19 protein-coding genes are annotated in these 25,354 nt (G+C 71.0%); 6 read left to right on the top strand and 13 right to left on the bottom strand.

The features are described 5' to 3' along the window. Positions 1–7: 7 nt before the first annotated feature. The 4 genes from C6C15_RS06540 to C6C15_RS06525 all read right to left on the bottom strand — a co-directional run bounded on the left by C6C15_RS06540 (position 8) and on the right by C6C15_RS06525 (position 4,977). A complete protein-coding gene (locus C6C15_RS06540; protein WP_105949598.1) occupies positions 8–2,161 on the bottom strand; it encodes a heavy metal translocating P-type ATPase in 2,154 nt (717 codons plus the stop codon). 67 nt (positions 2,162–2,228) lie between these two features. After that, positions 2,229–2,489: a YHS domain-containing protein gene (locus C6C15_RS06535; RefSeq protein WP_025103119.1), complete on the bottom strand. Its 261-nt coding sequence runs from the start codon at positions 2,487–2,489 to the stop codon at positions 2,229–2,231. Positions 2,490–2,512: 23 nt separating this feature from the next. Beyond that, positions 2,513–4,768 (bottom strand): heavy metal translocating P-type ATPase, encoded by a 2,256-nt coding sequence (locus C6C15_RS06530; RefSeq protein WP_105949597.1) that lies wholly within the window; start codon positions 4,766–4,768, stop codon positions 2,513–2,515. Further along, the gene (locus C6C15_RS06525) at positions 4,768–4,977 is read right to left on the bottom strand and encodes a heavy-metal-associated domain-containing protein (RefSeq protein WP_060921631.1); all 210 of its coding nucleotides are present in this window, start codon (positions 4,975–4,977) and stop codon (positions 4,768–4,770) included. Before C6C15_RS06525 ends, C6C15_RS06530 begins: the two co-directional genes overlap by 1 nt. A gap of 156 nt (positions 4,978–5,133) precedes the next feature. Here C6C15_RS06525 and C6C15_RS06520 point away from each other — a divergent pair, with 156 nt between their 5' ends. Continuing rightward, positions 5,134–6,066 carry an HAD family hydrolase gene (locus tag C6C15_RS06520; protein WP_060921620.1) on the top strand — a complete coding sequence of 311 codons (933 nt, stop codon included), beginning with the start codon at positions 5,134–5,136 and terminating at the stop codon, positions 6,064–6,066. Between the two features lie 19 nt (positions 6,067–6,085). On the opposite strand, the gene C6C15_RS06515 is transcribed toward C6C15_RS06520, so the two are convergent. The 5 genes from C6C15_RS06515 to C6C15_RS06495 form a co-directional block, all read right to left on the bottom strand. Further along, positions 6,086–6,970, bottom strand: a complete 885-nt coding sequence (locus C6C15_RS06515; RefSeq protein WP_435873133.1) for a formylglycine-generating enzyme family protein — start codon at positions 6,968–6,970, stop codon at positions 6,086–6,088. A gap of 43 nt (positions 6,971–7,013) precedes the next feature. After that, on the bottom strand, positions 7,014–9,347 hold the full coding sequence (locus tag C6C15_RS06510) for an arylsulfatase (protein ID WP_105949595.1): 2,334 nt from the start codon (positions 9,345–9,347) through the stop codon (positions 7,014–7,016). A gap of 80 nt (positions 9,348–9,427) precedes the next feature. Beyond that, on the bottom strand, positions 9,428–10,774 hold the full coding sequence (locus C6C15_RS06505) for a hypothetical protein (RefSeq protein WP_060921623.1): 1,347 nt from the start codon (positions 10,772–10,774) through the stop codon (positions 9,428–9,430). A 28-nt stretch (positions 10,775–10,802) separates the two neighbouring features. Then, entirely contained in the window at positions 10,803–11,153 is a 351-nt protein-coding gene (locus C6C15_RS06500) for an SHOCT domain-containing protein (RefSeq protein WP_060921624.1), read from the bottom strand. Between the two features lies 1 nt (position 11,154). Then, positions 11,155–11,589 carry a DUF6325 family protein gene (locus tag C6C15_RS06495; protein WP_105950779.1) on the bottom strand — a complete coding sequence of 145 codons (435 nt, stop codon included), beginning with the start codon at positions 11,587–11,589 and terminating at the stop codon, positions 11,155–11,157. A gap of 141 nt (positions 11,590–11,730) precedes the next feature. Between C6C15_RS06495 and C6C15_RS06490 the strand changes: the two genes are divergently transcribed. Then, positions 11,731–12,159 (top strand): DUF6325 family protein, encoded by a 429-nt coding sequence (locus C6C15_RS06490; protein ID WP_144880914.1) that lies wholly within the window; start codon positions 11,731–11,733, stop codon positions 12,157–12,159. Positions 12,160–12,172: 13 nt separating this feature from the next. Here C6C15_RS06490 and C6C15_RS06485 read toward each other — a convergent pair whose 3' ends face one another. Together C6C15_RS06485 and C6C15_RS06480 are read right to left on the bottom strand one after the other, a co-directional pair. Continuing rightward, entirely contained in the window at positions 12,173–14,680 is a 2,508-nt protein-coding gene (locus C6C15_RS06485; RefSeq protein ID WP_234024226.1) for a LuxR C-terminal-related transcriptional regulator, read from the bottom strand. A gap of 118 nt (positions 14,681–14,798) precedes the next feature. Further along, complete coding sequence (locus C6C15_RS06480) at positions 14,799–15,422, bottom strand: hypothetical protein (RefSeq protein WP_105949593.1); 624 nt, start codon at positions 15,420–15,422, stop codon at positions 14,799–14,801. A 130-nt stretch (positions 15,423–15,552) separates the two neighbouring features. Between C6C15_RS06480 and C6C15_RS06475 the strand changes: the two genes are divergently transcribed. From C6C15_RS06475 to C6C15_RS06460, 4 genes are all read left to right on the top strand, one after another. Beyond that, entirely contained in the window at positions 15,553–16,680 is a 1,128-nt protein-coding gene (locus C6C15_RS06475; protein WP_105950777.1) for an AI-2E family transporter, read from the top strand. Between the two features lie 120 nt (positions 16,681–16,800). Continuing rightward, positions 16,801–18,480 carry a SulP family inorganic anion transporter gene (locus C6C15_RS06470; RefSeq protein WP_105949592.1) on the top strand — a complete coding sequence of 560 codons (1,680 nt, stop codon included), beginning with the start codon at positions 16,801–16,803 and terminating at the stop codon, positions 18,478–18,480. Further along, positions 18,481–19,152, top strand: a complete 672-nt coding sequence (locus C6C15_RS06465; RefSeq protein WP_105949591.1) for a GAP family protein — start codon at positions 18,481–18,483, stop codon at positions 19,150–19,152. 121 nt (positions 19,153–19,273) lie between these two features. Continuing rightward, a complete protein-coding gene (locus C6C15_RS06460) occupies positions 19,274–21,616 on the top strand; it encodes an arylsulfatase (RefSeq protein WP_105949590.1) in 2,343 nt (780 codons plus the stop codon). Positions 21,617–21,638: 22 nt separating this feature from the next. Here the strand turns inward: C6C15_RS06460 and C6C15_RS06455 are convergent, their stop codons facing one another. Both C6C15_RS06455 and C6C15_RS06450 read right to left on the bottom strand, forming a co-directional pair. After that, the gene (locus C6C15_RS06455; RefSeq protein WP_105949589.1) at positions 21,639–24,317 is read right to left on the bottom strand and encodes a LuxR C-terminal-related transcriptional regulator; all 2,679 of its coding nucleotides are present in this window, start codon (positions 24,315–24,317) and stop codon (positions 21,639–21,641) included. Next, positions 24,314–25,294 carry an FUSC family protein gene (locus C6C15_RS06450; RefSeq protein ID WP_105949588.1) on the bottom strand — a complete coding sequence of 327 codons (981 nt, stop codon included), beginning with the start codon at positions 25,292–25,294 and terminating at the stop codon, positions 24,314–24,316. The genes C6C15_RS06455 and C6C15_RS06450 overlap by 4 nt, the downstream gene beginning before the upstream one ends. Positions 25,295–25,354 lie beyond the last annotated feature (60 nt).

Genomic DNA, 25,354 nt, shown 5'->3' with positions numbered 1-25,354 from the left:
GTGGCGCTCAGCGCTGCAGGATGCCCGCGGTGACGACCTCCGGACGGAGATCGAGCCGCCGGAGCAGCTGCGCGTTGAGCGCCACCACGATCGTCGACAGCGACATGAGCACCGCGCCGACCGACATCGGCAGCACGAAGCCGATCGGAGCGAGCACACCCGCGGCCAGCGGGACGGAGAGCAGGTTGTACCCTGCCGCCCACCAGAGGTTCTGCGTCATCTTGCGATACGAGGCGCGGGAGAGCTCGACCACCGACAACACGGCGCGCGGGTCGTCTCCGGCGAGGATCACCCCGGCGGAGGCGATGGCCACGTCCGTTCCGGCGCCGATCGCCAGGCCCACGTCGGCCTGAGCGAGCGCGGGGGCGTCGTTCACGCCGTCGCCCACCATCGCGACCCTGCGGCCCTCATGCTGCAGCTCCTGCACCTTCGCGGCCTTGTCCTCCGGCCGGACGCCCGCGAACACACGGTCGATGCCGAGGTCGGCCGCGACGGTGTGCGCGACGGCTTCCGCGTCGCCGGTGATCATCACGACCTGGACGCCGAGCGCGTGCAGCGCATCGACCGCATCCCGCGACTCCGGACGCACCTCGTCCGCGAGCTTGAGCGCCCCGATGACGCGGCCGTCCCGCAACACGTGCAGGATGATCGCGCCGTCCGCACGCCACCCTTCCGCGACGGGGAGCTCGTGGGCATCCTCCTCCGTGAGCAGGTGCGGGCCGCCGACGCGGATCACGGCGCCGTCCACCGTCGCGGTCACCCCCACCGCCGGCGAGGAGGAGAAGTCGCGGCTCGCCGGCACGCGGAGCTCCTTGTCGCGAGCGGCCCGGACGATGGCCTTCGCCAGCGGATGCTCGCTGTCGGCCTCGGCGGCCGCGGCGAGCGCCAGCACCTCCTCCGCGGTCTCCGCACCGGCCACCGACACCTCGGAGACGACGGGCTCGCCCTTGGTCAGCGTGCCGGTCTTGTCGAACAGCACAGTGTCGACGGTGCGCATGCTCTCCAGGGCCAGACGGTCCTTCACGAGCACGCCGCCACGGGCCGCGCGCTCGGTCGCGATCGAGACGACGAGCGGGATGGCCAGGCCCAACGCGTGCGGGCAGGCGATCACGAGCACGGTGATCGTGCGGATGACGGCGTCGTCCGGCAGGCCGACCGCGCTCCACACCACCGCGGTGATCGCGGCAGCACCGAGCGCGAACCAGAACAGCCAGCCGGCGGCCGTATCGGCCAGACGCTGTGCGCGGGACGAGGAGTTCTGCGCTTCCGTCACGAGCCGCTGGATGCCCGCGAGCGTCGTGTCGTCTCCGGTCGCGGTGATCTCCACGCGGAGGCCGGAGTCGGTGGCGACGGTCCCCGCGGTCACCGCGTCGCCGGTCGTCCGGGTGACGGTGCGGGACTCCCCCGTCACCATGGACTCGTCCATCGAGGCGCGGCCGTCGACGATCCGCCCGTCGGCAGGGATGCTCCCGCCGGGGCGCACCACCACGACATCGCCCACGCGGAGGTCCGACGGGGCCACCCGCACGACCTGATCGCCCTCGACGCGCTCGGCCTCGTCCGGCAGCAGCGCGGCCAGCGAGTCGAGGGCGGAGGTGGTCTGCGCCAGCGACCGCATCTCGATCCAGTGCCCGAGCAGCATGATCACGATGAGGAGAGCGAGCTCCCACCAGAAGTCGAGCTCATGATGCAGCAGCCCGAGACTCGCTCCCCACGACGCGACGAACGCCACGGTGATCGCGAGCCCGATGAGCAGCATCATGCCGGGCTGCCGGGCACGGATCTCGCTGACGGCGCCGGTGAGGAACGGCTTTCCTCCCCACACGTACATGACCGTGCCGAGGACCGGCGACACCCAGGCCAGACCCGGGATGTCGGGAAGCGGGTAGCCCACGATCATCGCGAACATGCCCGAGAGCAGCACGGTCGGCACGGCCAGGACGAGCATGATCCAGAACAGCCGCCGGAACTGGGCGACGTGGTCGCCGTGACCGCCGTGTCCCGCGTGACCGCCGTGCCCGGCGTGCGCACTGTGTCCCGCGTGGTCCGTGTGGTCTCCGGGCGCGGCGTGCTCCGCGTGTCCGGTGTGATCCGCGGGCGTCCCGGTCCCCGCTCCCCCGGGGTGACCGTGCGCGGAATGGTCGTGATGCGAGGTGCTCATGTCTTCCCTCCAACGTCGATGATGCCGTGCGGGGCCGGATCTGTCGCGGCCCCGCACGGGTGGGGGCTCAGGCCGCCCTGGTGTACTTCGCGGGATCAGCGTCGAACGCCGGCCCGCAGCCCGCGCAGCAGAAGTAGTAGCGGGTGCCCTCGTGGTCGCGATACAGGCCCGCTGCCTCGGCGGTCGCGATCACCACGGGCGTTCCGGCCATCACCGGGCATTCGGCCATGCCCTCGGCCGGCACGGCGAGCAGGTCGGTGCGCCCTTCGGCGGAGACGCCGCTCTGGCGCGGGACGCTGCAGCAGGATCCTGCGGGGGAATCGGACATGTCGGTACTCCTCTGTCGTTCGTTCACGGGGTGTCCACCGCCCTGCTGCGGAAGGACCGCAGGCGGAGGCTGTTGCCGACGACGAAGACGCTGGAGAACGCCATCGCCGCACCGGCGAGCATGGGGTTGAGCAGGCCGAGCGCCGCGAGCGGGATGGCCGCGACGTTGTAGGCGAACGCCCAGAACAGGTTGCCCTTGATCGTGCCGAGCGTGCGGCGGGACAGGCGGATCGCGTCGGCCGCGCTGCGGAGGTCGCCGCGGACGAGCGTGATGTCGCTGGCCTCGATCGCCGCGTCGGTCCCGGTCCCCATCGCCAGCCCGAGGTCCGCCTGGGCGAGGGCCGCGGCGTCGTTCACGCCGTCTCCCACCATCGCGACGACCTTTCCTTCGCCCTGGAGCCGGCGCACCACGTCGACCTTGTCCTGGGGCAGCACCTCGGCGATCACCTCGGTGATCCCCACCTCGCGGGCGATCTGCTCGGCCACCGCACGGTTGTCTCCCGTGAGCAGGACAGGCGTCAGTCCCAGCGCCCGGAGCTGCGCCACCGCCTCCGCGCTCGTGGCCTTGACCGTGTCGGCGACGACGAGCACCCCGCGGGCACGACCGTCCCAGCCCACCGCGATCGCAGTCTTGCCCTGGGCCTCCGCCTCGGCCTTGACCGCAGCCAGCCCCGCGGACAGGTGCTGCGACCAGTCGGCGAGCAACGAGGCGCGTCCCACGACGACGGCGTGGCCGTCGACGATGCCCTGGACGCCCCTGCCCTCGACGTTCGCGAACTCCTCGACGCTCGGCAGGGCGCCGAGCTCCCGGGTGGCCGCGGCCGCCACGGCCTGCGCGATGGGGTGCTCGGAAGCGTCCTCGAGGGCACCGGCGAGCCGCAGCAGCTCCTCGCGCTGCACGCCGTCGTCGGTGTGCACCGCCGTCAGCGTCATGCGACCGGAGGTGACGGTGCCCGTCTTGTCGAGCACGACCGTGTCGACCTTCCGGGTCGACTCCAGCACCTCGGGCCCCTTGATGAGGATGCCCATCTGGGCACCGCGACCGGTGCCGACGAGGAGGGCGGTCGGCGTGGCCAGGCCCAGTGCGCAGGGGCACGCGATGATGAGCACCGCGACGGCGGCGGTGAAGGCGGCGGCAGCCGGGAACCCGGCCGCGAGCCAGGCGACGAGCGTGCCGAGGGCGATCACGATCACGATCGGCACGAAGATTCCGGAGATGCGGTCCGCGAGGCGCTGCACCTCGGCCTTCCCGGTCTGCGCCTCCTCCACGAGCCGCGCCATCTGGGCGAGCTGGGTGTCTGCGCCGATGCGGGTCGCACGCACCACCAGGCGTCCTCCGGCGTTCACCGTAGCGCCGGTGACGGCATCGCCCTCGCCGACCTCCACCGGCACCGACTCGCCGGTCAGCATCGAGGCGTCGACCGCAGAGGTGCCGCTGACGACCACGCCGTCGGTGGCGATCTTCTCCCCCGGGCGCACGACGAACTCGTCCCCGACCCGGAGCTCGCTCGTCGGGATCCGGGTCTCGACGCCCTGCCGGAGTACCGCGACCTCCTTCGCTCCGAGCTCCAGCAGCGCCCGGAGCGCCGCACCGGCCTGCCGCTTGGAGCGCTTCTCGAAGTAGCGCCCGGCGAGGATGAACGTGGTCACCCCCGCCCCGACCTCGAGGTAGATGTTCCCGGCACCGTCACTGGGCGCGACGGTGAACTCGAACGGGTGCGTCATGCCGGGCATCCCGGCGGTGCCGAAGAACAGCGCGTACAACGACCACAGCAAGGCGGCGATCGTGCCCATCGAGATGAGCGTGTCCATCGTGGCCGCACCGTGCCGGAGGTTGATCCACGCCGCCTTGTGGAACGGCCAGGCCGCCCAGACGATCACGGGACCCGCGAGCGCGAGCGACAGCCACTGCCAGTACGTGAACTGGAGCGCCGGGATCATCGCCATCGCGATGACCGGGACGGTGAGCACGACGGAGGCGATCAGCCGCTGCCGCAGCGCCGTGAGCTCCGGATCCGGCTCCTCGCCGTCGGGCTGCGCACCCTCCGGCGCGGGAGGCGCGGGGACGACGGCGGTGTATCCGGTCTTCTCGACCTCGGCGATGAGCAGGGCGGTGTCGATGCCCGCGGGCACCGTGACGCTCGCCTTCTCGGTCGCGTAGTTCACGGTGGCGGTGACGCCGTCGAGACGATTGAGCTTCTTCTCGATCCGCATCGCGCACGACGCGCAGGTCATGCCGCCGATCTCCAGCTCCACGCTGGTCGCGGACGGGGTGTCCATCAGGACCGGACCGCCTGGTAACCCGCCTCGTCCACGGCGGCCAGCACGGCCGCGTCGTCGACGGGGGCGGAGCTGCGCACCACGAGCTTCCCGCTCTGTGCGCTCACATCGATACCCTCGATACCGGGGATGCGCGACACCTCGCCGCGGATCGCCATCTCGCAGTGGCCGCACGTCATTCCGGTGACCTGGTACTCGCTCGTGCTCATCATGCTTCCTTTCCTCGGGATACCCCCCTGGGGTACTCCTTCGGCACAACCCTATACCCTGCGAGGGTATTCCCGCACGCCCGGTTGCAGCGGGACTCGTCCGCTCCGGGTGAGGGACGCTCGGCATCCGACGCCACGCCTGGGAGGATCGCGGTCATGGACTCCTCACCTCTGTCTTCCTGGCGGGACACCGGCACGCGGCGCACGATCGAGGCGTTCGTCGCCGCCGTGACGGAGGGCCCCGACCCCGTCCCCGTCGACGAACGCATCGCCGTGTTCGACAACGACGGCACTCTCTGGTCGGAGAAGCCCATGCCCACCCAGCTGCACTACGTCGTCGAGCGCTGGCGCGAGGAGGCGACCCGTGACCCCTCCCTGGCCGACCGGCAGCCCTACCGCGCCGCGGTCACCGGTGACCTCGCCTGGCTCGGCACCGCGATCGACAAGCACTACGCCGGCGACGACTCCGACCTCGGCGTCATCATCCACGCGCTCCTGGGGCTGACCGACGGGGTGAGCGTGGAGGACTACGCCCGTTCGGTCACGGAGTTCTACCGCACCGCGCAGCACCCGCTCCTCGGTCGCTCCTACGCCGAATCGGTGTACCGCCCGATGGTCGAGCTGCTGCGGTATCTCGAGAGCCACGGCTTCACCTGCTACATCGTGTCGGGCGGCGAGCGCGACTTCATGCGACCGATGACCCAGGCGAACTACGGCATCCCTCCCGAGCGCGTGATCGGCTCGGCGCTCGGACTCGCCTACGACGAGAAGGATGCCAGCGTCCGCTACTCCTCCGCCCTCGCCTTCTTCGACGACGGGCCGGAGAAGCCGGTGCGGATCTGGAGTCGGATCGGCCGGCGCCCGCTCCTGGCGGCCGGCAACTCGAACGGCGACATGCCGATGCTCGACTTCGCGCACGGCGGCCCTCGGCCCGGACTCGCACTGCTGATCCATCACGACGACGCCGACCGCGACGACACGCCCTACGACACGGGAGCGGAGCAGGCCCTCCACGCAGCCGCCGACCGCGGGTACACCGTGGTGAGCGTCCGCGACGACTGGGCGTCCCTGTTCCCCGACCCCGTCTGAGTCGGGGAACTCCGGGCGGTCAGAGGGCGCAGCGGAAGCCGATGTGGGTCATGGCGGTGTCCTCCGCCTGCGCCGATCGCGCCGCGGGGCGGTAGCGGAGGCAGTACTCCGGAGCGCACAGGTGCGATCCCCCCTTGAGAACGCGGCGCGGGATGGGCGACCCGGGTTCGGAGGACAGCAGGCTCGCTCGATGCCCCGCCTCCACGCCCACGGCTCCCGGCGGCACGTGCCGGTGCGTCCAGTAGTCCGCCGTCCACTCCCACACGTTGCCGATCATGTCGTGCAGGCCGTAGCCGTTGACGGGGAACGAGGCCACCGGAGCGGTGCCGATCCACCCGTCGGCACCGTCGTTCCGGTACGGGAAGGCGCCCTGCCACGTGTCCGCCATGAGGGTGCCGCCCGGCTTCGTCTCCTCCCCCCAGGCGAAGCGGGCGCCGACGAGGCCACCGCGCGCCGCCCATTCCCACTCCGCCTCGGTGGGAAGGCGCCGGCCCGCCCACGAAGCGTAGGCGACGGCATCGGGGTACGCGACCTGCACGACCGGATGATCGAGGCGGTCGTCGATCGACGAGGCCGGTCCGAACGGCTGGCGCCACGACGCACCGGGCTCCCACCGCCACCACTGCCGCCAGTCGCGCAGGTGGACGGGGCCTCGGGTCGGCGTGAACACCATGGCGCCGGGGACGAGGTCGTCCGGATGCACGCCGGGGTAGTCGGCGGGGTCCATCGGCCGCTCGGCGATCGTGATGTAGCCGGTGTCCTCGACGAACGCGGCGTACTGGCGGTTCGTCACGGGGTGCTGATCGAGCGCGAACGCTTCCACACGCCGTTCGTGGACGGGGCCTTCCTCCGGGTAGAACTCGTCCGACCCCATGAGGAGCGTTCCGCCGGGGACCTCGATCATCGCCGTCATGCCCTCATGCTAGGCCGCCACCCCCTGCGTTCGGTCACTCGCGCGACAGCATCGCGGCCGCCTCAAGCTCCATATCGAGATACTGCTCCGTGCTCACGTCCACCGCCACGCCCAGGAGCTTGCCGCCGGTGAACGGGAACGGATTGCGGTACTGCGCGCTGACCGGGTCGGCGCTGTCCCACCCGACGCAGAGTCCGTCGCCGCAGAGCGTGAACTTCCCGACCTGCGCCCGCATCGGACCGGACGCCACCGCACGATCATCGACGTACAGCGTGGTCGTGCCGACGGACTCGCCGTGCTCCCCCGCTCCCTCGCGCACGAACTCCACACCAAGAGTGTGCGGGCCGGGGGTGAGCTCCTCCGAGGTGAACGACTGCTCCGGCGGGATGCCGAGGAAGTTGTACACGTAGACCAGTCTGTTGTCCTTGAGGAACAGCGAATGCCCGCCGAAGCGGGAACCGTGCGCGAAGATCACACCCTCGGCGCCCTCGTCGAGGACGGCATCGGCGATGATCTTGTAGGAGCGCCCTCGGACGTTCACCGCGACGCTCTCCGGCACCGCCGCGGTGCCGGGGAAGTACACATACCGTCCCCGCGGCGGCTCCGCCTGCGGACGCTCCACGTTCAGCAGGTCACGGGCCGAGCGGTCGTCGAGCGGAAGGGCGAAGTTCGCCTCCGCCTCTGCGAACCACGCAGCGATGAGCTCCTGCAGCTTCTCCGGGTGCGTCCCGGCGAGGTCGTTCGACTCGGAGCGGTCCTCGTCCACGTGGTACAGCTCCCACACGTCGTCGTCGAAGTGGCCCTTGCCGCTCAGCGGCGCGTGCACGGCCGCGGCCTTCCAGCCATCCTTCCAGATGCCCCTGGTGCCGAGCATCGAGTAGTACTGCACGCTCTTCTGCGTCGGTCCGTCCGGCGCCGCGTCGAAGGACGACTTCATCGAGACGCCGTCGAGCGGTCGCTGCGGCACCCCGCGGTACGTCTCCGGCATCGCGATGCCGATCACGTCGAGCACCGTCGCCACGACGTCCACCGAGTGGTGGTACTGGTGGCGCAGCTCACCCTTCGCCGCGATCCCCTTCGGCCAGTGGACGACCATCGGGTCGCAGGTGCCCCCGGAGTACTGGGAGTAGCGCTTGAACATCTGGAACGGCGTGGAGAACGCGGCCGCCCACCCGGTCGGATAGTGGTTGTAGGTGTCGGCCGAGCCGAGCGTGTCGATCATCGCGAGGTTCTCGGCAAGATCGTCGGGGTACCCGTTGAAGAACTTGTTCTCGTTCACGGAGCCGTCCGGCGATCCCTCCCCCGAAGCGCCGTTGTCGGCGCAGTAGAAGATGATCGTGTTGTCCAGCTGGCCTGTCTCCTCCAGATAGTCCACGATCCGACCGACCTGGGCATCCGTGTACTCGGAGAAGCCGGCGAAGACCTCGGCCATCCGCGCGAACAGCCTCCGTTCGTCGTCGTTCAGCTCCGCCCACGGGCGCACGTAGTCGGCCGGGTTCGCCGCCTCGTCCGGCAACGGGTTGAACGGCGTCATCTGCGTGCCCTCCGGCAGCACGCCCTTCTCGATCATGCGGGCGAGCACCCACTCGCGATACGCGTCGTAGCCGTCGTCGAACGCCCCCTTGTACTTGTCGATGTACTCCTGCGGCGCGTGGTGCGGGGCGTGGTTCGCGCCCGGGCAGAACCACATGTACCACGGCTTCGAGGGGTTCGAGGCCTGCTGGTTCCGGATCATCGCAAGTGCCTGGTCGGCGAGGTCCTTCGACAGGTGGTATCCCTCCTCCGGGCTGTACGGCTGCTCGATGAAGTGGTTGTCCTCCACGAGGTCGGGGTACCAGTTGTTGGTCTCGCCCCCGAGGAAACCGTAGAAGCGGTCGAACCCGAGCTGCAGCGGCCACATCGAGCGGCTGCCCCCCGGCGCGATGTCCTCCTCCGGGACGTTGTGGTCTTTGCCGAGCCAGAACGTGCTGTACCCGTTCTCCTGCAGCACCTGCCCGATCGTGGCGCACTCCGCGGGGAGCCGCCCCGCGAAGCCGGGGAAGCCGTTCGTGCCCTCCATGATGACGCCGGCGCGGTTGACGTGGTGGTTGCGCCCCGTGAGCATGGTGGACCGCGTCGGGGAGCACAGCGCCGTGGTGTGCCACTGCGTGTAGGTGAGACCCCCGGCGGCCAGACGGTCCATCGTCGGCATCGCGATGCGGCCGCCGTACGGCGACCAGGAGGCGAGCCCGGTGTCGTCGTACAGCACCACGAGGACGTTCGGCGCGCCGTCCGGTGCCTTCCGCAGCTCGTACGGCGACCAGTCGGGACGGGAGTCGCGGACGTCCAGCGTGATCTCGCCCGAGAAGTCTGCGTTGAATTCCGACATCGTCTCTCCTTCGTTCAGGGCGCGTCCGCGCTCTCTTCGGCCCGAGTCTTCCGACCCCACGCGCATGCCGACAGCGGCCCTCACCCGCGCAGGGTGATCTCCGCGTCGTGCGCGTCCTCGACGACGGCGGCGTCCTGCTCCTCCGGCGCCGTGGCGGGGCCTGGCCGTCGCAGCAGCTCCACGAGGATCGTGAGCACGAGCACGCCGATCGCCACACCGAGGACGGCACCGAAGGTCACGGGACGCGTCGCCAGGAGGATGAGCACCCCGATCGCCATCCCGGCGATGAGGATCGCACCGCGATAGCGGTCGACCGCCCGCCCGAACCGCCCGGAGGAGATCCCCCGTGCCTCGGCTGCCTCGCGAAGCGCCCCGAACCCGCTCTCCGTGACGCCGCGCACCGTCCGGGCGCTGCGGCTCGATCCGGCGAGCCACGCCCAGAGTGCGATGAGGACCCCGACCAGAGCGAGCGCGACGATGGTGGAGCCGAGGAGCGCGGTGAGCTGATCGAAGAGGGACTCGGCCGCCGCGGCCGTCATGATCGACGGACTGACGGCGCTGACGAAGAACCCGCGTCCGATCCCCATCCCGGCGGCGAGGAGGAGGAAGACGACGGCGAACCCGGCGCTCGTCCAGAACAGCGCCCGCGGCCGGTTCACCGCGAGCAGCACTCCGAGGACGACGAGGCCGAGCACGACCCACGGCAGCCAGAAGCCCGCCGTCACCGCGATCTGATAGACCGTGCGGACCAGCACCAGCGCGTCGGTCTGCACCACCGGGATGGTGCGATCGACCACCGGGATGAGGTCGGCGACCCCGGCCCCGCGTTCGGCCAGAGCCTCCTTGACGCGTTCGACGACCGCCCCCACGTCCACCGAGAGCACCCCGTCGTCGCTGAGGTCCAGCGCGGTGCCTGGCTCGTCCTGCAGGATGGCGACGGCGCGCTCATGGGTGAAGCGCAGCGTCTCCGCCCAGATGTCGGCGAACTGCCGCGAGGACACGACCTCGTGCACGACGCCGTCGATCAGGGACGACAGGCCGGAGGCGGCCGGCGCTTCCAACAGCCCGAGGGCGGCGGTGGCGCGCGGCGGGAGGTCGAGGGCACGCAGGCCGTCGAAGAGCTCGCCGACCACCGCATCCAGGTCGACCTGCTCGTCGATGGCGGCCGTCACCTGATCGGCGACGAAGTCCTGTACGTCCGGATCCTCGGCCAGCGGGGCGAAGGTCGCGACGAACCGGTCCGCGTCGACGAGCTGCAGCCGCGCCCACGTCCCCATCGCCGCGATCGGCGCGAGGAGCACGGCGACCACGAGCGCGATCCCGGCGATGATGCTGCGGGCCGAGATCCGGCGTCGGGGGCGTCGGAGCGCCTCGTTCTCCTGCTCCAGCGCACGCAGCCGTGCCCGCAGGTCATCGATCTCGCTCATCGCGGCCTCGTCTCGATCGTCGCGACGCTCAGCTCAGCAGCTTCTGCTTCGCGGCGGCGAACTCCTCGTCCGTCAGCACCCCGGAGGCCTTCAGCGATCCGAGCTCCTGCAGCTTGGCGATCAGGTCGTCCGCCGCTGCGGGCGGCGCGGCCGGCGGGCTCGTCGGCGGCGCATACTGCGCCGCCGCGGTGCGGGCCGCATCGTCCATCTGGGCCTGTTGCTGGGCGGCCTCGTACTGCTGCTGCTCGTACTCGCTCTGTGCGCGGCGCTCCTGGTGCCGCATGGCGGCTCCCTGCACCGCGGTCGCCGTCCCGGCGACCACCGCGGTCCGCGCGGCGAGACCGATGAGCCCCGGCCGGCCGAATCTCCGCAAGGGCATGTCATTCACCTTCCTGTTCGAGGATGTCCATCACCGCGTTCACGACGGGTGCCGGAACGCGCTCGCTGCGCAGCACCTGGCCTCCCGCGGCGGCCACATCCTGGGCGAGGGTCCGCGCGAACAGGAGCTCCAGGACCACGACCGCCGCCGACCGTCCCGGCGGCACGACCTCCGCCAGGGCGCGCACGTCGTCCTCGCTCGCGAGCCCGGCGACGATCGGCTCGAGGCCGTCGAGGACGGCAGCCCCGTCGTCCTCCTCCACCTCGAGGATGTCGAGATCCCCGTCCGCCGTCCGTGTCACCAGCACGAGGTCCAGCACGCGCACCACGCCCTTCGACACCAGGTCGGTCAGTGCGCCGAACGTGGACGGATCCGGCCGATCACCGTCGAAGCCCACGAGATAGAACTCGACGGGCCCGAATCGGAACTCCTTCATGTCGCCACCCTTCATCCGCGGTCCAGAATGGCACCGCCATCGTCGCCCGCGCGCCGGTCCTCACCCGCTTCGGGTGAGGATTCGGGCCTCCATCTCCGTGCGGCTGTCACGATCGGAGGACGCGACGAATCGAGGGTGGCCATGAGGAGCCGGGTGCTGGGAGACGTGGCGTTCATCGTGGTCGAGCTGCGCAGCGCACACCCGGGACCGCCCGTCCTGGAACCGCTGCTGCGTCAGGTCGAGGACGGCACGCTGCGCGTGCTCGACTTCCTCGTCGTGCGCCGCGATGCCGTCGAGGGGCACCGCATCACGGAGGTCGACGGCGACGACTTCTCGCTCGCCGGCCTGCCCCTGTACGCACCGGGCCTGATCTCCCTCGACGATGTCCGGCATTTCCTCCCGTGGGTGCCTCCCGGCGCCGTCGCCGCCGTCATCCTCGTCGAACAGCGCTGGGACGTCCGCTTCATCCGCGAGGTCGAGGACGCCGGGGACCGGATCCTGGCGACGCAGGCGATCCCCTCCGCGGTCGCGAACGCCGCCCTCGTCGCCACCCTCGGTGGGAGCCCCTGACGCCCGCGCCTGCTCACACGGTCGCGTGGACGGCCTCCCGCCGGGACGAGACCCCGAGCTTGCGGTAGATCGCGCGTTGATGCGTCTTCACGGTGTTCACCGAGACGCGCAGTTCCTGGGCGATCTCCGGCAGTGTGCGTGAGGTCTGCATCTGGTGGAAGACGTCGCGTTCCCGCTCCGACAGCCGATCGGTCACAGAGCCGACCGCGTCGACCGCGAGGCACCTCTCGATGAACCCCTCGAACTGCGTGCCGTGGTGCACGTGCGCCTGCAGCAGCCGGCGCACCGCGACCTCACGCGGACCGAAGAGCACGACGAGGTTCTCCGCTGACGCGACCGCGAGGGCGGCCTCGCACAGGTCATGCGCGTCCTCCTGGTGCCCCGTCGCCCTCCGGAGCGCGGCCGCGGTGATCAGCGTGGCGGCTTTGACGTACGACAGCTCGGACGCACCCCGCAGCGATCGCAGCATCTCCAGCGCCGCAGCGTGCTCCTCGGCGCGACGCAGGATCCCGGACAGGGCGACGCCCACGAGCGGCAGGTCGGTGCCGCCCGCATACTTCATCGCGATCCGCAGCGCCCGCTCCCTCCGCCCCACCGCCTCTTCGAGCAGGGCCACCGACGACTCCCGGAACGCCGGCCACGCGACCCCCTGCACGACGTCGATGGGGAGCTCCTGCACGCTGATGGCCGCTCGGCGGCAGATCCCGGGGTCTCCCGTGAGCGCGGCCGCATAGGCGCCCATCATGCGTGCATGCCCGGCCAGATCGCGGCCGGACGCGGCTTCCTCGCGTGCCGCGTCGAAGATCCGGACCGCCTCCTCCGCCTCGCCCGACCAGTACGCGACCCACCCCGCGGCGGCCACGGCGCTTCCTCGCGCGAAGGTGTTCCGCGGAGGAAGAGCCTCACGGGTGCTCTCGGCCTCGGCGAGCACGGCCGCGGCCTCCGTGAGTCGGCCGGACGTGGCGAGGCCGTAGGCGAGATGTCCGACGGCGCGGGACGTGAGCTCCCGATCACCGGCCTGCCTCGCCTCGCGCGCCGCCGCCGAGAAGTACTCGATCGCGAGGTCCGGCGATTCGCGATTGCGCAGCGCGGTCCACCCCAGCAGATGGTTGAGCGCCACCCGGCCGCCGTACATCCTGTCGTCCTCGGCATCCAGCAGCGCGCGGATCTCCGCACCGGACACCGCCACCTCGACGGACGACTCGGCGAGCAGCAGGCGGACGATGAGCAGGACGGCGGGGTCGGCCTGCCCCGGCGTGCGATCGAGGAGGGCCTCGGCCCGTCGACACAGCTCCCGGGCGACGCGATGGTCCCCGAGGACGTCGCTGGCTCCGGCCCGTACGAGCAGCAGGTGCGGATCGTCCGGGTTGTCGCGGAGGAGCGTCGTCGCCGTCCGCTCCACGTCGACGGCCGAGGAGCCGACCACGAGGCCCAGCCAGTGCCGGAGGAGGATGGCCCTGGCGCCCGCCGGATCCCCGGCGCGCCGCGCATGCGTCACGGCGGCGATCGGATCCGTGTGCTCCAGAGCACGAGCGGCCCGGCGGTGCACCGTGGCGAAACGCGCCGCATCCGTCCGCGCGAGGTCGGCGCACCGACGCGCGAACGCGGGGTGCCAGCGGTAGGTCGGGCCCTCCGGGCCGTCGAACCGGTCGAGGAACAGTCCGAGCCGGACGCAGGTCTCCAGGAGGTCGGCGGCGTCGTCCCTCGCCGTCACCTGTGCGGCGGTGTCGGGAGTGAGCTCCGCGCAGGCCGTTCCCTCGAGGACGAAGTCCGCGAGCGCGGGCGGCAGCGCGTCCAGGACATGCTCACGGATGTACGCGCCGAGGAAGGACGAGGCCGTCGACGCCGGGCTCGACGGCAGGGAGCCGCCGACGAGGACCAGCCGCACCGCGATGGGCCACCCTCCGGTCTCGTCGCGCACCGCGGCCGCATCGAGCGCGCCGGGCGCCGATCGCGTCAGACTCCGGATCTCGTCCTCCGAGAACCGGAGGGTGTCCACACCGACGAAGGCTCCCGGATGCATCAGGCGATGGCGGGACAGGGTGACCTCGATCAGGGTCGTCCCCACCAGGAGGAGCCGCAGCCCGTCCGGAGGCTGGTCGGCCAGCATCCCGAGGAGACCATCGCCCCAGGCCTCCCCGGCACGGTGGGCATCGTCGACGACGAGGTACACCGGGTGCTCGGCGTCCTGGAACGCCGCGCATATCTGCCGGTAGGCGCGCATCGGATCCTCGATGTCCCGCGGCGCGGCGAACACGCGCCCCGCACGCTCCGCCGCGAGCGCCAGCGCGTTCAGGACGCCGGCGGTCAGCAGTGCGGGGTCGTCGTCGGACGCGCTCAGCGCGAGCCAGGCGACGTCGTCGCGCGATGACGCCCAGGCAGCGACGGCGGTGGTCTTCCCATAGCCGCTGGGCGCGCTGAGGACCGTCACCCCGTCGGCATCGATGGCAGCCGCGATCGCCGCGGTCACACGTTCCCGCGGCACGACGCCGATGGGCGTGGCAGGCGGCCGGAAACGCATCGCCGGTCCCGGCCTCGTGGAACGTACGGGAGGCGACATGGCAACACGAAACCACGCGTCCGCGCGCCCTTCCAGAGCACCGGCGCGCAATCACCCGGATGAAAGTGCTCTCTCGGGGTCAGATCTTGATCGGGAAGGTGGCGAGCAGGACGACGCCGGTCACCGCGATGACGCCGCTGAGTGAGAAGAACACCGTGCGCCGCCACAGGGCGTGTTGATTCTGCGAGAGCGCGGCGAAGAACAGCACGAGCGCGAAGAGGACCGTCAGGAGGGAGTAGTCGTCGCCCCGCTGGTTGTTGCGCAGGGCGTCGGCGAAGCGCGCGTCGGCCCCGGCGGAGAGCTCCTCCGCCTCCCGTGCTCCGGGCGGGACGTACTCGTCCATCACGAACGGCCCCCGTTCGCTCCTGCCGTCCGCCACCCAGGCGTCGAAGGCGACGGCGAACTCGTCGGTGAACCGCTGTTCCACGAACTCGACGAGGTCGTCTCGCCCGTCCGCCTCGGCGAGCACCCACTCGGTGAAGAGGGTGAGGTCGTACTGACGTGCGGCCTGTGCGGTCGCCTGCGCCGATGCCGCCTGCACCCGCGCGGAGGACGCCTGGCTGAACGCGATGGACATCTCGCCACCCCATTTCGACGCCTCGAACCCGCACCAGGCGGTGAGCACGGCCGTCACCGCCAACAGTGACACCGTGGCGATCTCGAGGAACCGATGGGGCCTGTGGGCCTCGCTCTGCGCGTCCATCCGCTCATTGTCCGGCCCCGAGGGAGCGGGCGGTCACGCGCTCACCCGGGTCGGGTGAGCCGTCCACTCATCGACAGCCGGACCGGGCGTGCCGCGGAACGCGCGTGCGTTCGGCGGTTACGCTGGCGGCGTGACCTCGCTCCCGTCTGCTCCCGTACCCGCCGGTCCCACACCGTCTCCGGCCCTGCGGACCCTGCTGATCCTGGCGGCGAGCGCGATCGTCCTCGCGGGCGTCTCGCTGGCGCGCGAGGTCTTCGGCCCCCTGGCCCTCGCGATCGTCATCGTGGTGATCTGCGAACCGATCCGCCGTCCCTTCCAGCGCCCCGGTCGCCCCGCCTGGATCGGGACGACCGCCGTGATCGTCCTCGCCTACGTGATCCTGCTGGCGATGGCGGCGCTGCTGTGGCTCGCCGGCACCCAGTTCGCCCGACTCGTCGGCGACCTCGCGTCCCAGGACGGCCTCGTGCGCGCCGCCGATCAGGTCGTCGCCTGGCTGCAGTCCCTCGGATTGGATCAGGAGGCGGCGGATGCGGCCGCCTCGATCCTCGACCCCGAGACCCTGCTCGGTGTGGCGGGGAGTCTGGGCAGCGCGGTGCTCGGCGTCGCCACCGCCCTGTTCTTCGTCTGCGCGTACATCATCTTCCTCGCCGCGGACGCTGCCCGGTATCGCACGGCTCCTGCCCTCTTCGGCGCCACGCACGGCCCCGCCCTGCAGCGCATCGCCCGGCTGCAGACGGGGGTCCGTCGCTACTATGTCGTGAACGCCGCGTTCGGTGCCGTCGTGGCGGTCGTCGACGGCCTCGCGCTGTGGTGGATGGGCGTCCCCGCCCCGGTCGTCTGGGCGATTCTCGCCTTCGTGACGAACTTCATCCCGAACATCGGGTTCGTGCTCGGTCTCATCCCGCCCGCGATCCTCGCCTTCGTCGTGGGCGGCTGGCCTCTGCTGCTCGGCGTCATCGCCGTGTACTGCGTGGTCAACGTCGTGCTCCAGGTGCTCGTCCAACCCAAGTTCGTCAGCGACGCCGTCGACCTGAGCCTCACGCTGAGCTTCTTCTCCGTCATCTTCTGGACCTTCGTGATCGGGCCGCTCGGCGCCATCCTGTCGATCCCGCTGACCCTGCTCGTGCGCGCCGTCGTGCTGGAGGGCGACCCGGGGGCGACCTGGGCGCGGTGGGTCAGCGGCGACCGCACGGCCGTCCCGGAGCCGACGCCGGAGTCGTCCGCGGCGCCGACCCGGCGCCGGTTCCGCCGACGCTGACGCCGCTTCGCCGGCACCGCACCGCGAAATCACCAGGGCGAGGTTGCCCGCCGCTCTGGTCGTCGCCGTCCGACGATGCCATCGTGAAGCCGGACACCACCGGTGACGAAGGGAGAGCGCATGCCGCGTCCGCTCGCAGGTCTGACCCGACGCACCCTCGCGACCGAGCTCACCGCGGGGGTCACCCTCCTGGCGATCGCCATCCCGCTCAACATCGGATACGCGCAGATCGCCGGGCTCCCCGCGACCGCCGGGCTGTACGCACTGATCGTCCCGACCGTCGTCTACGCGCTCGTGGTGTCGTCGCGCCAGCTGGTCGCCTCCCCCGATGCCGCCGCCGCGGCGCTCGTGGCCTCCTCCATCGGCGGTCTGGCCGTCGCCGGCAGCGCCGACTACGCCACGCTCGCCCTCGCCCAGGCGATCCTCTGCGGGGGGATGTTCGTGCTGCTCGCCGTCTTCAAGCTCGGCTTCCTGGCGAATTTCCTCTCCAAGCCGATCCTCGTCGGATTCGTCGGCGGACTGGCGCTGGACATCATGGTGAGCCAGATCGCGAAGATGCTCGGGGTGAAGATCGACTCCGGAGCCGAGTTCGTGGACAAGGTCGTCGCGCTGGTGACCGGCCTCCCCTCGCTCAACGGCTGGTCCGTGCTCCTCGCCGCCTGCTCCGTCGCGGTGCTGCTCCTCGGGCAGCGCTACCTCCGTGCCGTTCCCTGGGCGCTGATCGTGCTCGTCGCCACGACCATCACGGTCGTCCTCACCGGCCTCGACGGACGGGGCGTGGATGTGCTCGGCGAGGTCCCCGCCGGCCCTCCCGCGCTCACCTGGCCGATCATCGACTGGTCGCTGTGGCTCGCTCTCGTCCCCTCCGCGATCGCCCTGACCCTCGTCACCACCGCGGAGGGTCTGCTCGTGTCGCGCTCCTACGCCGAGAAGCATCGCTACCCGTTCCACGCCAACCGGGATCTGCTGGCGTTCGGCGTCGCGAACGTCGCCGCAGGCGCGCAGGGCAGCTTCGCCGTCGGGTCCTCGACCTCGCGCACCGCGGCGATGGATCAGGCGGGCTCGCGCACACAGCTCCCCGCCCTCGTGCTCGCCGTCGGGACGCTCCTGCTGCTGCTCTTCGGCACCGCGCTGCTCGCCGACATCCCCTCGCCGGCGATCGGGGCCATCGTCGGCGTCGCGATCATCCCGCTCCTCGGCATCCGCGACTTCGTGCGGTTGTGGCGCTTGGACCGGTTCGAGTTCGTCATCGGCGCGGTCTGCTTCCTCGTGACCTTGTTCGTCGGCTCGATCGCGGGGATCGTCGTAGCCTTCGTGCTGGCCCTCATCAACCTCGCCCAACGTGCCTCCCACCCCGCCATCGACGTGCTGGAGACCTCGGGCGACCCCGGCGAGTCCCTCCTGGAGGACGCTCCTGCGGGCACGACCACGGCACCGGGGGTCATCGTCGTCCGGCTCGCGGCCCCGCTGTTCTTCGCGAACGGCGCCGTGTTCTCCGCTGCCGTCAAGGAGGCCGTCCGCGCCGCCGGCCCGGCCGCCGTCCAGCACGTCGTCATCGACATGGAAGCCGTCACCGACGTCGACGTCACGGGCGCTGAGGCCTTCCAGGCGCTGCGGGAGTGGCTGGACACGCAGTCGATCTCCCTCGCCTTCAGCCGCGTCCGGCCGAACACGCTCCGCCGCCTCCGGTCGCTGGGGATCCTCGACCGGGAACCGGTCTACGCGACCAATCGCGCCGCCATCACCGAGCTCGCGCCGACCGATGCCGCTTCGCCGGCTCCGAACAGGAAGGGCAGCTGAATGGGTGCCGTCATCGGGGAGATCCTCCCCCTCGCCGTGGGCGTCGCGATCAGCCCCGTGCCGATCATCGCCGCGATCCTCATGCTCCTGTCCCCGAAGGCACGGGTCACGAGCGTCGGATTCCTGCTCGGCTGGATCGCGGGCATCGTCGTGGCGGTCGGCCTCTTCACCCTCCTGTCGGCGGTGCTCCCCGAGGAGGATCCGGACGCCTCCCGCCCGATCCGCGGCGTCATCCAGCTCGTCCTCGGACTCCTGCTGCTGGTGCTGGCGGTGGGTCAGTGGCGCAAGCGCCCGAAAGCGGGGCAACCGGCGGCCCTGCCGTCGTGGATGAAGGCGATCGACACGATGTCGTTCGGCACGGCGCTCGGACTGGGGTTCCTGCTGTCGGCGGTGAATCCGAAGAACCTCCTCCTGGCCGCCGGAGCCGGGGTCGACATCGGCGGCGCAGCGCTCGACGGCGGATCCACGATCCTCGTGATCGCCGTCTTCACCCTGATCGGGGCGTCGACCGTGCTCGTGCCCGTCGTCGGCTACCTCGTCGCCGCCGCACGGCTGCGCGCCCCGCTCGACGCCCTGCGCGGATGGCTCGCCGCCGAGAACGCGGTCATCATGGCCGTGCTGCTGCTCGTGATCGGCGTAGCCATGATCGGCAAGGGCATCGGCAGCTTCTGAGTGCGCCGCTGCCGCGCCACGGAGATCACCCGGATGAACGCATCGCGGGACCCGTGACCCCGGCCCTGACCCGGCAGTACTGTGCGGGGAAGGCGGTTCGGCAGAGATGAAGGAGATGGACATGGCCCGTGACTTCCAGGGCAGAATCGAACTCGACGTCCGCGATTCGGAGGCCGACTGGGAGGCGTTCCTCCCGGCGAAGCCCCGCGAGGGAGCACCCAACGTGCTGGTCGTCCTCTATGACGACACCGGCATGGCGGCCTGGTCCCCGTACGGCGGACGCATCAACATGCCGACCATGGACCGCCTGGCGCAGAACGGCCTGACGTACTCGCAGTGGCACACGACGGCGCTGTGCTCCCCCACCCGCTCGACGTTCCTCACCGGACGCAACCACCACCTCAACGGCTTCGCGACGATCTCGGAGTCGTCGACCGGCTTCCCCGGCTACAACTCCCACATCCCCGACTCGAACACCACGATGGCACACGTCCTCCGTGACGCCGGCTGGTCGACGTTCTGGGTGGGCAAGAACCACAACGTCCCGATCGACGAGTGGACGGCCGGCGCGTCCAAGAAGCACTGGCCGCTGGCGCAGGGGTACGACCGCTTCTACGGCTTCATCGGCGGGGAGACCAACAACTGGTATCCCTCCCTCGCCGAGGACAACCACTACATCGACCAGCCCTACCTCCCCGAGGACGGCTACCACCTGTCGAAGGACCTCGCCGACCAGGCGCTGTCGATGATCCGCGACGTGAAGCAGACCGAGCCGGACAAGCCCTGGTACCTGTGGTTCTGCCCCGGCGCGAACCACGCGCCGCATCACGCGCCGCAGGAGTACATCGACAAGTACAAAGGCGTGTTCGACGACGGCTACGAGGCCTACCGCGAGTGGGTCCTCGCCCGGATGATCGAGAAGGGCATCGTCCCGGAGGGCACCGAGCTCACCGCGCTCAACCCGATGCCGGAGGGGACCTTCTCCCAGACCGATGAGGTGCGTCCCTGGGACTCGCTGAACGACGAGGAGAAGGCGATGTTCTCGCGGATGGCGGAGGTCTACGCCGGCTTCAGCGAGTACACGGACGCCCAGGTCGGCCGCATCGTGGACTACCTGGAGGAGTCGGGGCAGCTCGACAACACCCTCATCATCTACTGCGCCGACAACGGCGCGTCCGGCGAGGGCAGCCCGAACGGCTCCGTCAACGAGGGCAAGATCTTCGGCGGGTACCCGGACGACGAGGCCGAGAACCTCCGCCTCGTCGACAAGCTCGGCTCCCCCGACACCTACAACCACTATCCGACCGGATGGGCGGCTGCCTTCTCGACGCCCTACAAGATGTTCAAGCGCTACACGTACCAGGGCGGCGTGTGCGACCCGCTGGTGATCCACTGGCCCGCCGGCATCAAGGCCCGCGGCGAGGTGCGTCATCAGTACCACCACTCCACCGACATCGTGCCGACGATCCTCGAGGCCTGCGGCGTCGAGTTCCCGGAGGTCTACAACGGCATCGAGCAGACGCCGCTCTCCGGCGTCTCGATGGCCTACTCGTTCGATGCGGCGCCGGAGGCGCCGACAGCGAAGGAGACGCAGTACTACGAGATGTTCGGACAGCGCGGCATCTGGCACGACGGCTGGAAGGCGGTCACGGTGCACGGTCCGGTCAGCGGCAAGGGTCACTTCGACGAGGACGAGTGGGAGCTGTACCACACGGACGTGGATCGCGCCGAGGCCGTCAACCTCGCCGCCGAGCATCCGGACAAGCTGGAGGAGCTCAAGGCCCTCTGGATGGAGGAGGCGAAGGCGAACGCGGTGCTCCCGCTGAACGATCTCCAGGTCATCGGCAATCCGAAGGACTTCGAGACGTTCGTCGCGATGGAGTTCCATCAGCCCGCGCCGCCGTCCGGCCGGTTCGTCTACTACCCGGGCACCAGCGAGGTGCCGGAGCGGTCGGCGGCGAACACCCACGGCGTCTCCTTCAAGATCGCCGCGGAGGTCGAGTTCACTCCGGAGACCGAGGGCGTCATCTTCGCGCACGGCTCCCGGTTCGGCGGACACGCCCTGGTGGTCAAGGACGGCCAGGTGCACTACGTCTACAACTTCCTCGGGATCCCGCCGGAGGACCGCATCTCGGGACCCGCCCCGACCTCCGGGAAGCACATCATCGGGGTCGAGTTCGTCAAGGAGGGCATGGGCGAGTACCGGGAGGGCGTCGGACCCGCGCGGCTCTACATCGACGAAGAGAAGGTCGACGAGAAGCAGATCCGCACGGTCCTCGGTCACTTCTCGCTCTGCGGCGAGGGCCTGACGATCGGGCGGGACAGCGCCGACCCGGTGTCGTCCCTGTACGGCTACGGGTTCGACTTCCGCGGCGGCCACATCGCACAGGTCGTGTTCGACATCGCCGACGACGCCTACCTCGACCTGGAGGCGCACCTGGCGGCGGCCATGGCCCGCGACTGACGACCGGCGGCCGCCCAGGCCCTCAGAGCAAACCGAGGGCCTGGGCGGCCGCTGTCACGCCATCGCGATCCGAGACCCCGAGCTTGCGGTAGATGTTGCGCACATGCGTCTTCACCGTGTTCGGGGAGATGTACTCCTGCTGGGCGATCTGGCGGAGCGTGGCATTGCGGCTCAAGGCGCTCAGCACGATGCGCTCACGCTGCGTCAGCTCCTCCTCCACGAGCACACCGGCGGCGGCGAGCCGCTCCCGCACCCGATCCGCGAAGTGCGTGCGGGCTCCGGCCGTCGCCCGGGCCGCGAGCAGCCGCGACACGATCGGACCCGCCTCGGCGACGCGGCGCACGTGGTCCTCCGGCTCCGCGAGGGCGAGCGCGGTGGCGAGCGCGAGCTGCGCCCGATCCGGCTCCCCGTCGTGCACGTCGAGCTCGGCCTCGACCAGCCACGCGTCGATCATCGACGCCGGGAGCATACAGGGGATGGCGCCCTCCAGCACCGGCGCCAGCGCGCCACGGGCGATACCGTCACGGCGGTCGCGCACGGCGGCGATGGCGCGGAGCACGAGCACGTCTCCCGTGTCCCCCAGCGCATCCTCCATGTCGGCGATGAACCGGTCGCGGAGCGTCGGCTCCCCCAAGCGGTCGAAGGCGTGCACCGCGAAGGGCCCCATCATGGCGTACCAGTGCGGGGGAAGCGGGAGGTCACTCCGCGGCGTCAAGGTGTCGAGAAGCCCCACGGCCGCGTCACGGGGATCGGCGACCTGCTCGGCCGCCAACAGTGCGCGCATCCCCTGCAGGCCCCTGGCGATCGCGGTCTCCCCGCCGTCGTCGATCACCCGTGCGGCCGTCTGCAACGTCTGCACCTCCTCCAGGCTCTGCATGCCCTCGTAGGGGGCCCAGAAACGCCAGACGCGCGTCACTTCGAAGAAGGGGTTGTCCGGTTGGTCGAGCTCGTGCCAGCGGCGCTCCAGAGCGGCTCCCGCCTCGGTTGCGTCCCGGAGCCTCCCCCGGAACAGCACGCTGGTCGCGAGAACCGCCTCCGCCTGGAGCTCCGCCGCACGCGCTCCGATCGCCCTGGCGAGATCCCCGGCGAGGCGCGCCGTCGCCTCTGCCCGGTCGAGCCGTCCGCTGTAGAGTTCCGCCGTCGCAGCCTCCAGGAGCACGTAGGCATCGACCTGCTCTTCGCCGCTGAGATCGCGGAGGTCGGCACCGACGCCGTCCAGTGCCTCGGCGATCCCGCCCCGCCGGAGCGCGGTGTGCAGCTCGATCCCCTGCCGCCAGCGGCGGTCGGCGTCGGGCTCCCCCCGACCGACGGACGGGACGATCACCGCAGCCGAGGGGTCTCCGCACGACAGCTCCGCCGCTGCGATGAGCATCCGCACCGTCGGCGCCACCCGCAGGATGGTCGGAAGCTCGGCCATCACCTCCCGCACCTCGTCCGCGCGGCCGTCCAGCACGAGCTGCATGCCGCAGCGCCGCAGGACTCCCGCCGTGCACGCCGTCTCCCCGCCGCGCACGGCATGCCGCAACGCGAGCAGCGGCTCATCGTGCGTCGCGAACCAGTCCGCCGCCCGGCGATGGAGCTGCTCCTCGCGGTCCGCTCCGCCCTGCCGAAGCCGGCCGAGGAGGAACTCCCGCAGCAGCGGCGGATAGTGGTAGCGGGGCGGTTCCGCGGTGTCAGGGCCGGCGAGCACGGTGAGACGGAGCAGCCGGTCGATCATGGCCGTGACCGCGCCGGCCCCCGAGAGCTCCGCGGCGAGCTCGGCGGTGAAGACCTCCGCGACCGCGGTCGCCTCCAGGAACGACCGCAGCTCGCCGTCGAGGTCTCCGAGCACCTCCTCCACGAAGTAGTCCGCGACCTCAGGCGCATCCCCCCGCAGCGGATGGGCGAGGACCGTCTGCGCCCCGGCGGCATCGAGCATCATGAGCTGCAGCCCCGTCGCCCACCCCTCGGTGCGGGAGAGCACGGAGCTGACCTCTCCCTGCGAGAGCCGGATGCCGCGGATGCGGAAGAACGCCCTGACCTCGGCCGGGTCGAACGCGAGCGCTCGGGCGTCGATCTCGAGGGCCACCCCTGCGATGCGTCGTCGCGCCAGCGGAATGGCCCTGGTCCCTCGGCCGGAGAGCACCACGTGCACGTTGCCCGGCGCGTTCTGCACGAACGTCGAGATCAGTTGCGCCGTCTCCTCATCCTGCACGCGGTGCACGTCGTCGACGACGATGACGATGCGCCTCCTCGCTTCGGCGAGGGCTCTGGCGAGCGCCCGCGCGGCGGCCGCCGACCGCACGGACGGCACCTGTGCCAGCGCCTCCTGCAAGCCGCGATCATCGACCCTGCCCAGGGCCGCGCGGACGAGCGGCAGATCCGCCTCCCCGCGCTCCAGCGCCACCCATACGAGCTCGATGTCTGCGTGAGCGCGGAGATCCTCAGCCCATTGCGACAGCAGCCTGGTCTTCCCCGACCCTGCCGGGGCGCTCACGAGAGTGAGCGTCCACGGCCCGTCCATCGCGGCTGTCAGTCGTGAGAGCAGGCGCTCCCGACGAACCTCACCCTTCACTGCAGCGGGTGCCGCGCTCTCGCCCGTTCCCGCCGTCCACGCACTGTTCAGCACTCGAAACCCCCCGATTTCGATCTTGCTCCCCCTCGCGGGCAGTCTATTGCAAGGTGGGAGCGGTCCCGCAAGGGGAGCGCCCGTCGCGCTCATTCCGAGACGTTCGCGCGCGTCGGCCGCCGGATCGCCAGCAGCGCCGGGATCAGCGCGCCGAAGAACAGCGCCAGGGCCACGCCCAGAAGCGTCTCGAGCGTCCTCTCCAGGAAGCGCGCGGTCGGCGGCTCGGACGACGTCGACAGCAGCAACGTGAGCACGAGGAAGGTCGTGAACGCCGGCGCGACGTACCACCGGCTCTCCTGGACCGCACCGAGACAGCCCACCACGATACCGATTGCGAGCCCGATCGCCGCCCCGCTCGGAGACAGCAGGGCGAACCCCGCCGCGACCAGCGCTCCGACGAGCACCGACGCCGCCCGACCGACGCTGCGCAGGACGAGCTGGCCGCGCACCGGACGCATCACCAGCAGCACGGCGCCGGTCGCCCAGCCGACGTGCTCGACCCCGGTCGCGAAACCGATGGCGGCCGCCGTCGCGGCGGCGAGACCCAGCAGCGCCCCGTACATCAGCAAGGCTCGCCCCTTCGGCAGCGATGCCGCGGCCCGTACGCCCGCCTCGTGTTCCGGCCAGAGCAGGGCGATGAGCCACGCGTACACCGAGCCGGCGACGATCGCGCCGGCCAGGAGGACTGTCGTCGTCGACAGCGGGAAGCTCAGACCGATCCCGACCATGGGCAGGACCAGGGTCAGCGCGAGCTGACCGGCGCGCTCCCGCGCGGCGAGCATGCTGGCGAGGACCGCCAGCACAGCCACGGCGAGCACGGCGAGGACCGGTACGAGCGCGAGCGTGGCACCGAGCAGGAGCCCCAGCGCGACCAGCGTCCCGAGCACGGGGATCGCCGAGCGCGCTCGTCGCCGTGCAGGAAGCCCGACGACGGCCGCCGGCAGGACCCCGATGCTCAGAGCCAGCGCGACAGCAGGATCGAACGGTGCGACCGCGATCGCGGGCACCGCGTAGAGCACGCCGAGACCAAACCGCGACCATCGCCACGTCACTCCGGCGCGTGCCGCCATGCCCGCCTCGCTCTCCGGTTCCGGCTGCGGTCGGGCCTCGTTTCCGCTGTCTCGATCGCC

This window comes from Microbacterium sp. str. 'China', from assembly GCF_002993305.1.
In the GTDB taxonomy this organism is placed as follows: domain Bacteria; phylum Actinomycetota; class Actinomycetes; order Actinomycetales; family Microbacteriaceae; genus Microbacterium; species Microbacterium paraoxydans.
This window is presented reverse-complemented; position numbering and strand designations above follow the sequence as displayed.